General features: G+C 67.5%; 17 protein-coding genes and 1 tRNA gene. 8 read left to right on the forward strand and 10 right to left on the reverse strand.

Going from position 1 to position 14,530, the window contains the following annotated elements:
* Nucleotides 1-88 precede the first annotated feature (88 nt).
* The 3 genes from ASE86_RS15900 to ASE86_RS04380 all read left to right on the forward strand — a co-directional run bounded on the left by ASE86_RS15900 (nt 89) and on the right by ASE86_RS04380 (nt 1,581).
* The gene (locus ASE86_RS15900) at nt 89-247 is read left to right on the forward strand and encodes a hypothetical protein (RefSeq protein WP_156347027.1); all 159 of its coding nucleotides are present in this window, start codon (nt 89-91) and stop codon (nt 245-247) included.
* A gap of 37 nt (nt 248-284) precedes the next feature.
* Nucleotides 285-938 carry a peptide-methionine (S)-S-oxide reductase MsrA gene (gene msrA / locus ASE86_RS04375; protein ID WP_056422846.1) on the forward strand — a complete coding sequence of 218 codons (654 nt, stop codon included), beginning with the start codon at nt 285-287 and terminating at the stop codon, nt 936-938.
* Between the two features lie 184 nt (nt 939-1,122).
* Nucleotides 1,123-1,581, forward strand: coding sequence for a hypothetical protein (locus ASE86_RS04380; protein ID WP_056422848.1), 459 nt, complete (start codon nt 1,123-1,125; stop codon nt 1,579-1,581).
* Between the two features lie 49 nt (nt 1,582-1,630).
* Here the strand turns inward: ASE86_RS04380 and nusB are convergent, their stop codons facing one another.
* The 3 genes from nusB to hisG form a co-directional block, all read right to left on the reverse strand.
* On the reverse strand, nt 1,631-2,101 hold the full coding sequence (gene nusB / locus ASE86_RS04385; RefSeq protein ID WP_056422850.1) for a transcription antitermination factor NusB: 471 nt from the start codon (nt 2,099-2,101) through the stop codon (nt 1,631-1,633).
* A 170-nt stretch (nt 2,102-2,271) separates the two neighbouring features.
* Nucleotides 2,272-3,567, reverse strand: a complete 1,296-nt coding sequence (gene hisD / locus ASE86_RS04390) for a histidinol dehydrogenase (RefSeq protein WP_056422854.1) — start codon at nt 3,565-3,567, stop codon at nt 2,272-2,274.
* Between the two features lies 1 nt (nt 3,568).
* Nucleotides 3,569-4,288, reverse strand: a complete 720-nt coding sequence (gene hisG, locus ASE86_RS04395) for an ATP phosphoribosyltransferase (protein WP_056422856.1) — start codon at nt 4,286-4,288, stop codon at nt 3,569-3,571.
* Nucleotides 4,289-4,335: 47 nt separating this feature from the next.
* Between hisG and ASE86_RS04400 the strand changes: the two genes are divergently transcribed.
* On the forward strand, nt 4,336-5,394 hold the full coding sequence (locus ASE86_RS04400; protein WP_056422859.1) for a DUF2332 domain-containing protein: 1,059 nt from the start codon (nt 4,336-4,338) through the stop codon (nt 5,392-5,394).
* Between the two features lie 147 nt (nt 5,395-5,541).
* Here the strand turns inward: ASE86_RS04400 and ASE86_RS04405 are convergent, their stop codons facing one another.
* The 4 genes from ASE86_RS04405 to ASE86_RS04420 form a co-directional block, all read right to left on the reverse strand.
* The gene (locus ASE86_RS04405) at nt 5,542-6,429 is read right to left on the reverse strand and encodes an alpha/beta fold hydrolase (protein WP_056422864.1); all 888 of its coding nucleotides are present in this window, start codon (nt 6,427-6,429) and stop codon (nt 5,542-5,544) included.
* A 102-nt stretch (nt 6,430-6,531) separates the two neighbouring features.
* Nucleotides 6,532-7,431, reverse strand: a complete 900-nt coding sequence (locus tag ASE86_RS04410) for a pirin family protein (RefSeq protein ID WP_056422865.1) — start codon at nt 7,429-7,431, stop codon at nt 6,532-6,534.
* Nucleotides 7,428-8,123 carry a glutathione S-transferase gene (locus ASE86_RS04415; protein ID WP_056422869.1) on the reverse strand — a complete coding sequence of 232 codons (696 nt, stop codon included), beginning with the start codon at nt 8,121-8,123 and terminating at the stop codon, nt 7,428-7,430. Before ASE86_RS04415 ends, ASE86_RS04410 begins: the two co-directional genes overlap by 4 nt.
* Complete coding sequence (locus ASE86_RS04420; protein ID WP_056422871.1) at nt 8,123-8,410, reverse strand: BolA family protein; 288 nt, start codon at nt 8,408-8,410, stop codon at nt 8,123-8,125. The genes ASE86_RS04415 and ASE86_RS04420 overlap by 1 nt, the downstream gene beginning before the upstream one ends.
* 30 nt (nt 8,411-8,440) lie before the next feature.
* Here ASE86_RS04420 and ASE86_RS04425 point away from each other — a divergent pair, with 30 nt between their 5' ends.
* Nucleotides 8,441-9,055 carry a J domain-containing protein gene (locus ASE86_RS04425; RefSeq protein WP_056422874.1) on the forward strand — a complete coding sequence of 205 codons (615 nt, stop codon included), beginning with the start codon at nt 8,441-8,443 and terminating at the stop codon, nt 9,053-9,055.
* Nucleotides 9,056-9,107: 52 nt separating this feature from the next.
* Complete coding sequence (locus ASE86_RS04430; protein WP_056422875.1) at nt 9,108-9,905, forward strand: hypothetical protein; 798 nt, start codon at nt 9,108-9,110, stop codon at nt 9,903-9,905.
* Nucleotides 9,906-9,909: 4 nt separating this feature from the next.
* On the opposite strand, the gene ASE86_RS04435 is transcribed toward ASE86_RS04430, so the two are convergent.
* Nucleotides 9,910-10,689 (reverse strand): DUF1134 domain-containing protein, encoded by a 780-nt coding sequence (locus ASE86_RS04435; protein WP_056422878.1) that lies wholly within the window; start codon nt 10,687-10,689, stop codon nt 9,910-9,912.
* A gap of 182 nt (nt 10,690-10,871) precedes the next feature.
* Between ASE86_RS04435 and ASE86_RS04440 the strand changes: the two genes are divergently transcribed.
* Nucleotides 10,872-10,961 (forward strand) — tRNA-Ser (locus ASE86_RS04440).
* Between the two features lie 354 nt (nt 10,962-11,315).
* Here ASE86_RS04440 and ASE86_RS04445 read toward each other — a convergent pair.
* A complete protein-coding gene (locus tag ASE86_RS04445; RefSeq protein WP_056422880.1) occupies nt 11,316-11,564 on the reverse strand; it encodes a PilZ domain-containing protein in 249 nt (82 codons plus the stop codon).
* Nucleotides 11,564-13,204, reverse strand: coding sequence for a ShlB/FhaC/HecB family hemolysin secretion/activation protein (locus ASE86_RS04450; RefSeq protein ID WP_056422883.1), 1,641 nt, complete (start codon nt 13,202-13,204; stop codon nt 11,564-11,566). The genes ASE86_RS04445 and ASE86_RS04450 overlap by 1 nt, the downstream gene beginning before the upstream one ends.
* A gap of 148 nt (nt 13,205-13,352) precedes the next feature.
* On the opposite strand from ASE86_RS04450, the gene ASE86_RS04455 reads away from it, so the two are divergent.
* A partial coding sequence (locus ASE86_RS04455; protein ID WP_082441667.1) for a FecR domain-containing protein occupies nt 13,353-14,530 on the forward strand: 1,178 nt, incomplete at its 3' end.

A 14,530-nucleotide genomic window follows, 5' to 3' on the forward strand; every position in this document is an offset into this window, starting at 1 on the left:
CGCTGCCGGTCTGACGGTCCTCGTCAGCGGAGAAAAGTTACGTCTGGTGCGCCGGGAAGGACGGGCGTGCCGCCCAAGGATGTTCGTAATGCCGACCAAGACCAAGTCAAAGACCAAGCCCGGTTTCCTCCGCCTGTTCCTGGGCGGCTTCGCGTTCGGCGCGGTGGCGATGGTGTCGGTCGCAGCAGTCCAGGCCGACGAAGCGATGATCCCGGCGGCGCACGCCGCGACGGTCACGCACCGATAACGCATCTTTTTCCGCTGGCTTCGACGGATAAGGTGACATGAAAGCTCTCATCCTCCCCCTTATCGCCGTCGCGGCCGGTACCGCGATCATCGCCACGCCGGGTCAGGCCGAACGCGCAGTCCGGATCCCTGCGCCGACGCAGGATGTGTCGACAGGCGGTGGAATGCAGACCGCGGTTCTCGCTGGCGGCTGCTTCTGGGGCATGGAAGCCGTGTTCCAGGACGTGAAGGGCGTGCGCAACGTCGTGTCGGGCTATGCCGGCGGGACGCGCGAGACCGCGAATTACGCGGAAGTTTCGACCGAGCGCACTCGCCATGCCGAGGCGGTGCAGATCACCTATGATCCGCACCAGGTGAGCTACGGCACGCTGCTGCGCGTCTATTTCTCCGTCGCGCACGACCCGACGCAGGTCGACGGGCAGTATCCCGATTCGGGCCCGAGCTATCGTTCCGCCATCTTCCCGCAGACGCCGCAGCAGCGTGCGGTGGCGGCGGCCTATATCCGCCAGCTTGGCGCCACCAAGGCCTTCGGCAAGCCGATCGCGACGAAGATCGAGAGCGGAGCGTTCTTCCCCGCCGAAGCCGAACATCAGGACTTCGCGCGCCGCAACCCGACGCACGGCTATATCGTGCGCTGGGACAAGCCCAAGGTCGCGGCGTTCAAGGCGGCGTTTCCGACGCTGGCGCGCTGACTTCACCATTTATCGCGTTCGTGCCGAGCTTGTCGAAGCACTGTCCTGTTCTTTGAGCGGTTAGGCTTGCGGCACGAAGAAGGGCAGCCCTTTGACAGGCTCAGGGCGAACGGGATGGAGGAGAGGGCGGATCCCTTAATCGAAGCCCAGCGTTGTCCGGGACTAACACGTCCGGAGTCGCACCATGCTCGCACCCTTCCTCATGGGCCTTGTCGGCGGCCAGCGCGCGATGACGCCGCTCGCCGCCGTTGCGATCGCCGCGGCGCGCGGTGAATTGCCCGGGGACACCGGGGCGCCGAGACTACTCGGCCATCCGCTGGTGGCGGCAGGCACCCTGGCGTTGGCGATCGGCGAGATGGCTGGCGACAAGCAGAAAACCGCGCCCGACCGGATCGTGGCCTTGGGGCTGCTCGGCCGCTTCACCACGGCTGCGATTGCCGGCGCTGCGCTGTCGGCGAAGCAGGATCGCTGGCGTGGCGCCGCTGTGGGCGGTCTGACCGCGCTCGTGGCGTCGTTCCCTGGCTGGTATGCGCGGGCGATCGCGATCAATTATCACGGTCAGACCGCGACGGGCTTCGTCGAGGATGCCGCGGTTGTCACGGCTGCGGTGGCCATCATCCGCCACGATTCCACGCAGGCGTGAGCGTAGAGCCGCAAACTCATCGCTTCGTAGTCCTGCGCGGGAGCGGCGCTTACTTCCGCACATCCTTTGCCACTGCGTCGAGCAGGCCGTTGACGAAGCCCTTCTCACGCTTGTCGTAGAAGGCGTCGGCCACGTCGAGATATTCGCTGATGACCGCCGCGGTCGGCACGTCGGCCCTCGCGAGCAGTTCGTAGGTGCCGGCGCGCAGCAGCCCGCGCATCGGCTTGTCGAGCCGCTCCAGGCTCCACCCGGTCGACAGCTTGCCCGCGATCAGCCGGTCGATCTCCTCGCGCCGCGCATCGACGCCGCTGACGATGTCGTCGAAGAAATCGGGATCGGCGTCGGCATATTCGACGTCCTCGATCACCGCGCCCAACCTGTGCTGGTGGAATTCGGTCAGCAGCTGGCGCAACGGCGTGCCTTCCATGTCCTGCTGGTACAGCGCCTGCACGGCACCCAGGCGCGCAGCGGCCCGCGCGGTCGAGCGTGCGCGGGTACGGGAGTTCGAATGATTGGTCATGACGGGCGGCTCCCTACGCTTCCCGGAAGCAAAGGTCCACGTTTGGCCGTGAGCGGATCCCCACATCCGTTCGTGCTGAGCTTGTCGAAGCACCGTTCTTCGTGCGGCAAGGGTGAACGAGCCGATAGCGGAACGGTGCTTCGACAGGCTCAGCACGAACGGGGAGGGCGTTAGGAGCCTAACCGCAACGCCACCGACTTCGCGTGCGCCGGCAGCCCTTCGGCCTCCGCCAGCGCCACCGCCGCCGGGCCGATCGCCGCGAGCGACGCCGGATCGCACGCAAGGAAGCTGGTGCGCTTCATGAAGTCGAGCACCGAGAGGCCCGAGGAAAACCGCGCGCGGCGTCCGGTCGGGAGCACATGATTCGGCCCTGCGACATAATCGCCGACAGCCTCGGGCGTGTGGCGGCCGAGGAACGCCGATCCGGCGTGGCGCACACGCTCGAACAGGCTTTCCGCCACGTCCGGCTCGCAGGCGAGTTCGAGGTGCTCGGGTGCCAGCCGATCGACCAGCGGCAGCGCCTCGTCGAGCGTGCCCACCACCACGATCGCGCCGTTCGCATCCCACGCCTGTCGTGCGACATCGCGGGTCGACAGCTCGCCGATCTGGCGGTCTACCGCATCCGCCACCGAATCCGCGAACAGCGCATCATCGGTGAACAGGATCGACTGGCTGGTCGGGTCGTGCTCGCTCTGGCTGAGCAGGTCGGCGGCGATCCATTCGGGATCGTTCGCGCCGTCGGCGACGACGACGATCTCGCTCGGGCCCGCGACCATGTCGATGCCGACGACGCCGTACAGCTGTCGCTTCGCCTCCGCGACCCAGGCGTTACCGGGGCCGGTGACCACGTCGACCGGCTTGATCCGGCCAGTGCCATAGGCGAGCGCAGCGATCGCCTGTGCGCCGCCGACGCGCCATACCTCGTCCACGCCGGCCAGATGCGCCGCGGCCAAGACCAGCGGGTTGACCTGCCCCTTGGGGGTCGGCGTGACCATCACCAGCCGCTCGACGCCTGCGGCCTTCGCCGGCAGCGCGTTCATCAGCACCGAGCTGGGATAGGCCGCGCGGCCGCCGGGGACATAGACCCCCGCCGCATCGACCGGCCGCCACCGCGCCCCCAGCCGTACGCCGGCGCTGTCGGTTTCGTCGCGGTTCTCGGGAACCTGCTTGGCGTGATACGTCGCGATCCGCTCTGCCGCGAGTTCGAGCGCGGCACGCAGGTCTGGCGTCAGCCCCTCATAGGCGGCGAGCAGGTCGGCACGTTCGATCCGCCAGCCGGTTTCATTCAGGTCATGCCCGTCAAGCCGCTTGGTATAGGCAGCGACCGCAGCGTCGCCGTCGTCACGCACTGCGCGGACGATGGTCTGCACGTCGCGCGCGACGTCTGCGTCGGCCTCGCGCCGGGCGTTGACCAGCGCGGCGAAATCCGCGTCGAACCGTGGGTCGGTTGTCGAAAGCTTCAGCATGTCAGAAGGCGTCCACATCGGGGGCGGGCAGGGGGGCCGGCTGTGTGGGTTCCTCTACGTGTCGAACGGCACTCGGTTGCACCGCGCGACGGAAGGCATCGACCAGCGGCACGATTTCCGCGCGGGTCTTGAACGCCGCGCGGTTGACGATCAGGCGGCTGGTCACTTCGGCGATCACCTCGACTTCGACCAGCCCGTTCTCCTTCAGCGTACGCCCCGACGACACGAGGTCGACGATGCGCGGCGCGAGGCCCAGCACCGGCGCCAGTTCCATCGCGCCGTTCAGCTTGACGCATTCGGCCCCGACATCGCGCGCGGAGAAATGCGCCTTGGTGACATTCGGGTATTTCGTCGCGATGCGGACGTGGCTCCACCCGCGCGGATCGTCGCGCTCGGCCATTGCGGCGGGTTCGGCGACCGACAGGCGACAATGGCCGATGCCGAGATCGACCGGCGCGTAAAGCTCAGAATAGTCGAACTCCATCAGCACGTCCGACCCGACGATGCCGAGCTGCGCCGCCCCGTGCGCGACGAAGGTCGCGACGTCGAACGCGCGGACGCGGATCAGGTCGATGTCGGCGCGGTTGGTCGAGAAGCGCAGCGCGCGGCTCTTCTCGTCCGAGAACGCAGCTTCGGGCTCGATCCCGGCGCGCGCGAGCAGCGGCAACGCTTCTTCGAGGATACGTCCCTTGGGGACGGCGATAACGATCGGATCGGCCATGATTGCGCAGGCTTTACTCAGGGCAGGGAAGGGGCGCAATTGTACGCATGAGCACCGAGGAACGCGTTCGCGAGGCGTTTCGACGCCAGGCCGGCTTTTGCGACGTGATGGGCGCGCCGATCACGGCCACAGTCGCGCGAGGGTTGGCGGACGTGCTGGGCCGCGATACGGCGACCGGACGGGCGGTGCTCGACTGGCCGGGCGATCCGATCGCCGACGCGCTGCCGCTGCGGCTGATCGGTGGGCTGCACGCACTGCACCGGGCGGGACATGCGGTGGGGTTCGATGGCGATGTCGAGGAATTGCGGACGGCGCTGGTCGTGCATAACGCGGCGCTGCTGCCTTGGCTCGATGGGCCGCCGCAGACCAACGAGCCGGGCCGGTCGGCGGCGCTGATGACCGGGTTGCTGCATCTCGCGGCGCGCTACGGCCCGCGGTTCGAGCTGCTGGAACTGGGGTCGAGTGCGGCGCTCAACCTGCTGATCGATCGCTACCGCTTCGATCTGGGCGGAATGTCGGTCGGTCCCGAATCGCCGGTGACGCTTCGCCCCGACTGGCGTGGGCCGTCGCCGCCGGACGCGCCGGTGGCGATCGAATCGGTACGCGGGGTCGATATCGCGCCGATCGACCTGACCGATCCGGCCGCGGCGACGCGGCTGGCCGCCTATTGCTGGATCGATGCGACCGAACGGCAGACACGCCTCGACCGCGCCATCGCCATGGTGCGCGACCAAGGTGTCGCGCTCGACCGCGGCGATGCGGCCGACTGGGTGGTCGCGCGCCTGGCCGAGCCGCAGGCGGTGGGCGTGGCCCGTGTCGTGGTCCATTCGGTCGTCTGGCAATATCTCGGGCGCGATCGCCAGACGCGCATGCGCGATGCGATCCACGCTGCGGGCGCCGGGGCGACGATGCAGCGCCCGTTCGGCTGGGTGATGCTGGAACCCAACCGCGACCTCGCCGCGCACGAAGTCCGCGTCCGCGGCTGGCCGGGGGAGCGGGGGATGGAGGTCGTCGCCCACGCCCATGCGCATGGAACCTGGATCGAGGGGCTGGCGGCGCCGCACCCGGCGGGAGACTATGTGCTGAGCGGGGTCGCGCCGGTTTGAGATATTCGACGTGGTGCCCCTTTGCCGTTCGCCCTGAGCTTGTCGAAAGGCTACTCTTCTTCGTGCGTTGTGCGACGGGGCCTGAAGAAAAGGACAGGGCTTCGACAGGCTCAGCACGAACGGTAGGTCGTGTTTCTTCTTGGCGCGCTAAATCCCCCAGTCGCGCATGGCTGCGATCACCGCCGGCGCATTCTCCCACGGTACGAAATGCCCGGCATCGACCTTCGTGACCGTCAGGTCGGGTACCAGCGCGTCGAGCCCCTCGATCTGCACCGGGCGCAGCGCCGTGTCGCGCATTCCCCACACGACCAACGTCGGCTGTGTGACCGGGGGGAAGGGCGCGTCGAGATAGGCAGGCCGCTCGGGCGTCTCGTCCGGCGCGGGCACGACGATCGCACTCGCGCGGTACCAGTTGAGCATCGCAACGAGCGCGCCCGGCTGCGACCAGTCGGCGATGTAGCGGGCGCGCTCTTCGTCCGACACCTTGGTCATGTCGACGTGCGGCGCGAAGCTCCTGTCGAAGAAGCCGTCGATGCCGATGCTCGCGACATGCGCCTCGATCGCCGGATTACGGAAGGCGGTGATGTACTGGCTCGATGCGCGCTGTTCGGGATCGTCGAACAGGCTGCGCTGGAAGACGAGCGGGTGGGGCGCGTTGACGATCACGAGCCGCGCGACGCGGTCCGGCCGCTGCAACGCCGCCATCCACGCGATCGCGCCGCCCCAATCGTGGCCGACCAATGTGAAGCGATCGATGCCGAAATGGTCGGCCAGCGCGATCAGGTCGGTGACGATCCGGTCAGGCGCGTAGTTCTCGACCCCCTCGGGCTTCGACGACCCCGCGAACCCGCGCTGGTCGGGCGCCAGCACGAAGTGGTCGCGAGCGAGGTCCGGCTGGACGTCGCGCCAGGTGCGGTGCGATTCGGGAAAGCCGTGGAGCAGGATGACCGGCGGATGGGCCGGATCGCCAGCGACCGCCACCGCCAGCGTGACGCCGGTGGGCAGCGGAATGTGGTCTAGCCGAACGTCTGCCATTTGCTTCAATCCTCGTTCCCGCGCAGGCGGGAAACCCATCGCCTGCACTATCCTGTTGCCCGTCCGGGAGATGGGTCCCCGCCTTCGCGGGGACGACAGTGCCTACGGATAGCTCACCGTCTTCGGCACCTCCGGGATCGGGATGAATTCCTCCGCATCGCCCGGCACGACCGGAAATTCGCGCGCCTTCCATGCGCGCTTGGCTTCGTTGATCCGCTCGCGGCTGGACGAGACGAAGTTCCACCACACATGCCGCGGCGTCATCGCCTCGCCGCCGCACAGCATCACGCGCGCGCCGCGCTCGCTGGTTAGCGTCGCTTTGACGCCGGGTCGCAGCACATACAGGTTGGTGCGGTCGAGCGGCATTCCCTCCACTCGCGCATCGCCGTCGCACAGGTACAAGGCGCGCTCGTCGGCGTCGGCATCGATCGGTATCGACCCGCCGGGCGCCAGCAGGATGTCGGCGTAGATCGTGTCGGCATAGGTCGTCGTCGGTGCAGCGTGCCCCCACAGCGAGCCCATGATGACGCGCGCGGTCGCGCAGCCGTCCTCGATCACCGGCAGTTGCGCCTTTGTGACGTGCTCGAACGCCGGATCCATTTCTTCGACCTGTTCCGGCAGTGCGATCCACGTCTGGATGCCCGACAGTTCCGGCCCCTTCGCACGCTCGTCGCCGGGCGAGCGTTCGCTGTGGACGATGCCGTGGCCCGCAGTCATCAGGTTCACCGCGCCGGGCTCGATCCGCGCCCTGGTCCCCAGCGAATCGCGGTGGTCGATCGCGCCGCCGAACAGATAGGTGACCGTCGCCAGGTTGATGTGCGGGTGTGGGCGCACGTCGATGCCGGTGCCGGCATCGAGGATTGCCGGGCCCATCTGGTCGAAGAACAGGAACGGCCCGACCATCGTCCGTGCCTTGGCTGGTAGCGTGCGGTGGACCTTGAAGCCGCCCAGATCGTGGGTGACCGGCGTCAGGACGATGTCGAACAGGTCGTCATGGGTCATTGGCCGTCGAGCTCCGGATAGCGGCGGAAGATGCCGTCTTCGGTGAAGGGAATGCGGCGGTCGCTGTCCAGATAGGCGCGGATGCCGGGAAGCGTCGCGACCTGGTCGTGGATGCGGATCAGGTTGGGATAGTCGCCCTCGATCGCGGCCATCCGGTCCGGGAACATATACCGCATCCCCTCGACCAGCTGGAAGAGTGACGTGTCGAGGTAGGTCCAGCGCCCGTCGCTGACCCAGTCGCCGCCGGCCGCTGCCGCCGCCTCGAAATGCGCCAGATATTTCGGCATCCGCTCGTCGCGGAACTGCGCGGCGGCCCGCGCGGCCTCCACCTTCTGGTCCTCGTAATAGGCCATCATCGCGACCGGGTGATGCACATTGTGCACCTCCGCCACCATGTCGGCGATCGTCAATTGCAGCTGGTGCGCCCAGACGCGGTCGGTCGGGGCCAGCCCGTGCGTATCGCCCAGCCACGCCAGGATGTTGGCGACCTGCGCGACGACCTGACCGTCGGCTTCCAGATAGGGCGGGGCGAACGGCCCGCGGGGACCGCGTGCCTCCAAATCCTCCAGCAAAGCCTCGGCGCCGACCTCGCGCGCGCAGTCGCGATAGGCGATGCCCGCGGCTTCCAGCGGCAGGCGGATGAATTCGCCGCGGCCCTGAATGTCGGGCCAGTACCAGAGATCGTAGGCCATCAACCCTCCCCCGGCGCCCGCGCCCGGATCGCCAGCGCGTGGATACGGGTCGCCAGCAGGTCGGCGAGCGCGTGGTTCACCAACCGCTGGCGCGCAACGCGGTTCAACCCGGCGAAGGCGGCGCTTTCCACCTCGACCGAAAAATGACTTTCGCCCGTCCCGTCGTCGCCCATATGGCCGGCGTGCAGGTGGCTGTCGTTGCTCACGACCAGATGTGTCGGCCTGAGCGATTGTGTCAGCCGTTCGGTAATAATCTCGGCAAGCGGTGCGGTGGCGATGGTCGTCATGCCGCCTATATAGGCCGTTTTTCGGGAAGGATGGGAGTGGCGGACGACGAACCGCGGCGCGAGCGGCCGAAGATGCGGTTTCACGGCCGGGTTGACGCGGATGGCCGGGTGTGCGCCCAACCCGGGTGCAGCGAACCCGGCGAATTCCGCGCGCCTGCCGGTCCCGGCGTGAGCGGGGACGGGCCGGGCGCGTTTCGCTGGCTTTGCCTCGACCACGTCCGTGCGTTCAACGCGGGGTATAATTTCTTCACCGGCATGACCCCGGACGAAATCCATGCGGCCCAGCGCCCCTATGCCGGCTGGGAACGCGAGACCCGCGCATTCGCCAGCAACGGCGCCGACCGTCCGCCCAAATGGTCCGACTTCAACGACCCGCTCGACGCGATCGGCGCGCGGTTCAGGGAGAAGATGGCGGAGGCCCGCGGGCGCGCTGACGGCAAGCCGTTGTCGGGCGACGACCGCCGTGCACTGAAGATCCTGGGCCTCGCCGCCGACGCCGATCGCCATGCGCTGCGCACCCGCTATTCCGAGCTGGTCCGCAAGTTCCATCCCGACCGCAATGGCGGCGACCGCGCGCATGAAAGCGCGTTGCAGGCCGTGGTCGAGGCGTATCAGCACCTGCGCAAGGCGCCCGCCTTCGTCTAAGGCGCATACCCGCCGGCGCGAAACGAAAGCGGGGGACGGGAGTTGGCGGGATATGACGACAGCCACCCGCGCATCCCAGACCTCGCCCGCGACATCCTCGGCCTGGCTTCTGCCGCTCGCCTTTGCGATCCTCCAGATACTGACGCCGACGCTGCCGTTTTTCAGTATCGGCCAGCCGATCGGATCGCAGTCGGATGCGGTGCGCACGCTGGTGACGCCGGCGGGCTGGGCCTTTTCGATCTGGGGCGCGCTCTATGCCGGGTCGCTGGTATTCGCGGTGTATCAGGCACTGCCGGCGCACCGTGGCAACGCGCTGCTCGCGCAGGTCCGGCTCCCCGCCGCCGGGGCCTTTGCCGGCAACGCGCTGTGGGCGCTCTATACGCAGGTCTACGGGCTCGGCGCGATTTCGGTCGTCATCATCGCCTTTACGCTCGGTTGCCTGCTCGTCGCCTATCGCCGCTTTGCCGCGTGGGACCGACCGTTCACTGCCGGCGAGCGCTGGTGCGGTGCATTGCCGCTAACGGCACTGGCCAGCTGGCTGACCGTCGCGATGACCGTCAACATCGCCGCATCACTTCGCTTTTACGGTGTCGACGGCGGGGCGGCGACCCCGCTGATCGCTGCGGCGTTGCTCGTGGTCGCCGGGCTGATCGGCGCAGCGACCCTGCTGAAGGGCCGTGGCAACCCGCCGTATGCGCTCGTCTTCCTCTGGGCGCTCGCGGCGATCTATGCGGCCGGTGGCGCGCGATCGTCCGAAGTCGCGCTGGCGGCGCCGCTCGCCGCAGTCCTGATCGTCGTCGCGACGTTGATCGGCCTGCGCCGCGGCGGCGCGCGTCATTGGTTCGGTTGAACGATCAGAACGGCAGCCAGCGCGACTTCTCGCTGAACCGCATGTAGCCGACGTTGGCGCCCAGCCGCCAGCCGACGCCCAGCCGGATCGGGATCACGACCGTGTTGCCGCGTCGCAGATAGGTAGCGGCGAACCCGCCGACGAAGAACACGCGGCCCTCGCCCGCCGGGAAGCGGTGGAACAGGTCCTGCGTGTCGTACAGGTTGTAGACGAGCACGAAGACCTTGCTCGCGTCCCCGCCGACGTCGAAGCCGACCGACGGTCCTGTCCAATAGACCGGCCGCGTGCCCTCGACCCGGTGAGTCATGACGCCCGACCCGTAGCGCAGGCCCACGACGAACGCGCCGCTGACTTCGCGGCCGGCGATATAGGCGTTGGGCTCGCCCTGGTCCTTCAGCACCTTCTCGACCATCCCGGCCAGACCCGCGGCCCCCTTGCCGAACACGCCCTCGGCCGCGCTCATCACGTCGTCGCGCTGATACGTACCGCTCGCGTCCGCCGCCGTCGCGCGCGCGGCCATCGGGTCCGGGCCGGCAGGCGGCGCGGTGTCGCCGGTCGGCGCCGGGTCGATCGGCGCCGGCGGGGAAGACGGCTGGACGGGCGGGGTGTTGCGCGGCGTCGACTGCGGCGCGGGAGACGTCCGCAACGGTGTCGACCGCGGCGCGAGATCGGCATCGATTGCGCTGTTGGGATCGATCGTACGCACCTGCGCGCCCGCCGTCATCGGTGCCGCGGCAAGCGCGACCAGCGCCAGCATGTGCGCAAGCGCGTGAAACCTGGTCATCTGCGCGTATACTCCCCCGTGTGCCGACCCGTGACCCTCTATCCGCGGCGGGGGATTGCCCGGCAATGAACGCTGCGACGAAGCGAATCGATTTCGCCGTCGAACCGAGTTTGTGACACGATTGCGAAACCCCGGTTGATCCCCCCGCCGACCCTCGCTATAGCCCCGCTTCCGCCGCATCCGGAGACGTGGGTGAGTGGCTGAAACCAACGCTTTGCTAAAGCGTCGTACGGGAAACTGTACCGAGGGTTCGAATCCCTCCGTCTCCGCCAGGTCTGCGACTTGCCGCAACTCGTGGCAAATGCCGCCGGTTGGTCGGCGCCTGTTTCAATAGCGTTTCAGCGATGTAAGTGGCGAGATCGGTTCGTCATCGTTCGCGCGGTTATGCCGCCGACCGGCGCGGGCGTCGGGGCTGGACGTTGTTCCGGAAACGGCCGAACGCCCGATCGATCGGGTTTGCGACGGACGTCGGCGGTCACGTCGGGATGGCGGACGGTATGTAGACGCGTAACGGCAAACATCAGACGGGTGTTCAGGTCGCACGGCGCAGGTCTGAGTATCATTCTGCCGGATGCGAGAAGAGACAGGCATTCGGCAGACGACATCGACCGAAGACTATCCCTAACTCAAAGATACCGCAGCCCTAGCCGGTCATCCGCTTGCGTCCAGCACACTTCGGCTGCTCGATCGGCATCGTTCCAGCGCACCTTCACGCGTTGGCCGACCTCGAACCGGTGGGTACAGTGCGCGCGGGCGCCGGTGTCGCTGACGTCCAGGAGGTGCGCCCGATACTCCGCACCGTTCAGGGTGATGATCGAGACCTCGAAAACCTTGGTTCTAACCGCATGTCGGCGATTATCGGCGAGCGTTCGCATCAAAATGCCTTCAGGACGCGGAGGTTGAGCCTGGGGTCCTTGTTTTCGGTCTCGTATCGTGGTCCGGACAGCGGAACGGCCAATTCGACATTGGCGTCGATCGACGGACTGACGTCGGCCCGGACGCCGCCGCCGCCGGACACCAGCCCGCCGCCGCCGAAGCCGCCAGCCAGATTTGTCACCCGCCCGCCATCGACGAAGGCGTAAAGCTGCGCCTTGCGTCCCAGGCCGAGCGGGTTGCGCCAGTCGTAGCGGACCTCGGCCAGGCCCATATATCCCTGGTCACCCGACCGCTCGCTGTAATCATAGCCGCGCAGGAACGCGCTGCCGCCGATACCGATCTCTTCTGCGACGAGCAGCGGCCTGCTCGATAGCTGGGCCTGGGCGGCGAGCCGCAGGCTGACGCCACCGCCCAGACCGCGGGTCCAATCGCCCCATCCCAACAGCGTGGTGAAGGTTCCGTCGGCATCGTCGCGCGATGCGAGTGCGTCTCCAGCGGCGGTCGCACCCAAGGCATCGAGACCCTGGGAAAGCGTGAGCGAGCCTCGCAACAGGCCGCCGCCCGCCTGCATGTTCCAGTTCACGCTGACCCGTACGGCCAGAATGCGATCGCGGCGCCGTCGTTCTCCGGCGCGAAACTGCTCGACGTCGCGCAGGCTGACGCTGCCGTTCAGCCACAGGCTCGCCGTGCGGCGGCGGTGGAGCGGCTGGAGGACCGACACTGTCGCAGACAGGCTGTCGCCCGAGATATCGAACGCATCCAGATAGGCCCCGGGATGGGTCGATGACGCCGCCACGGCGAGCGCGACTTCCGTTCCGTCCCGGCTGACCCGCTTGCTGTAGCCGGCGCGGACATACTGAAGCTCCGCGGGCTCGAACGGGGTGCTGACATAGGTCACCGTGAAGGCGTCGTCAGAGGCCAGCACGCCGTTGATGTCGGCGTCGATCCGAAACTGCTCCGGTCCGATCGGTGCCGTGCTGTCGTTTTCGAACACGGCGCGAACCCGGGTCCTTGTTTCCGACGTCTTCACGACGAGCGTGCCGCGGCCGTCCTCGCGCACGAATGCACTGCGCAGGATCGTGACGCCGCTGACATCGCCGGCGATCAGCAGCCGACGTTCGACCTCGTCCATACGCGCGGGGCGGCCGATCAACGGCGCCAGAGCGGCGCGGACTGCGGCGTTTTCGTCGCCGTCGATGCGAACGGCCTCGAGGATGCCGGGATCATATTGGACTCTCAGCACCCCGGCGGACAGTCGCTGCGGCGCGATGGCGGCAGACGCGAATACATAGCCGCGCCCCCGCGCCCGGCTGCCGATCTCTTCGGTCAGGCGCGTCAATTCGTCCGCGCTCAGCGAGCGACCGATGTACCGCGCAAAGATGTCGGAGAAATCCCGCTCGCTAAGATCGCGCAGACCTTCGAACGTGATCGCCCCCACCTCGACCGCGATGGTTTCCGGGATCACGGTCGCCGGTACCGCCCTCTCGACGACGGGCTGCGGCTCCTTCACCTTCGGCGGCTTCGGCAGATTGTCACGTTCGATCCGCGATGGATCGACCCGATCGATCGCGGACTGGCCGAGCGCGGGCGACGCGACGACGATTGCGCAAATACTTGTCCAGATCTTGATCTGCGTCAATTTCAGTTGCTCGCACCAGGTAACAGTTGCGAAGCGCTAGGTCTAAGATGTTACGAAACGATCAAATTTACGTCCTTTAACCATTTTTGGGAGGGGGCTCGAAATTTCTGCCATCTATTCGACACGATGAGTCAAAAGGGATTCGTCGATGACCAAAACTGTCCGCGCCACAATTGCGGCACTCTGCCTGTTGTCGAGCTCGTCTGCGTTGGCGCAGGCGCGCTCGTGGCAGATCAGCGAAGCGAGCGGACGCGTCACGGTCACCGACACGCGCGGAACGCGGGCGGCCGAACGCGGCATGACCGTCGCGCCGGGCGCGACTGTGCAGACGGCACCCGGCAGCCGCGCGGTCATGGTTCGCGGGCCTGAATTCGTCACCGTGTCATCGAACAGTCGGATCCGCATTCCGGAAGCCGCACAACAGGCCGGTCTGATCCAGATCCTGCAGGACTGGGGCACCGCGCTTTTCCGGATCGACAAGCAGCCGAACCCGCATTTCGGCGTGAAGACGCCGTATCTCGCGGCTGTCGTGAAGGGGACGACCTTTTCCGTCACCGTCTCGCGCGAGGGGGCGTCGATGCAGGTGGTGGAGGGCGCCGTCGAGGTGTCGACCGATGACGGCGGTGCGCGGGAGCTTGTCCGGCCGGGGTCGCTTGCCATGGTCAGCGCGTCGGACCGATATCGGCTGAGCGTGCAGGGTGACAACGCGCACACCGTCGATTCGCCCGTACGTGGTACGACCCCGTCCGAACCGGTGACGCCTATGGCTACGCCGGCGCCGCCGCCCGCATCCGATATGTCGGCACCTGGCGACGGCGCCGCGCTGGCAGACGTTGCGTCGGCTGGTGAAGCCACCGGGATCGTCGCGACGGTGATCGCCGAGAAGCCGGTCGATCTGGGCAAAGTCACGAACGGTATGGTTACGGGATCGGTCGTCACGCAATTGGCATCAGCGGTGATTGCGCCAGCCGTTTCGATACCGGGCGCGCTATCCATTTCGGCGAACGCTGACGATGGCGGTGTTCGTGCCGACAGGCAGCAATCGGATGCAGTGGCCCGGTCGGCGTCGGAGCGCCTCGCGGACACGCGCGAAAAGGTCGATGACGATCGATCGAACGGGCGAGGTGCGGTGGGGGCGGATCGTTCCGCCGAAGCGCGCGCCCGCGACGAGGCAAAGGTCGTCGAGGCCGCGCAGCGAGCCGCCGATCAACGCGCTCGCGATGACGCCAAGGCCGCGGATGACGCAGCGAAGGCCAAGGAAAAGGCCGACAAGCCGGACACCAAGGACGCCGACAAGACCGACAAGCCGGACGCCAAGGACACCGA

It is taken from the genome of Sphingomonas sp. Leaf33 (genome assembly GCF_001421785.1).
GTDB lineage: Bacteria > Pseudomonadota > Alphaproteobacteria > Sphingomonadales > Sphingomonadaceae > Sphingomonas.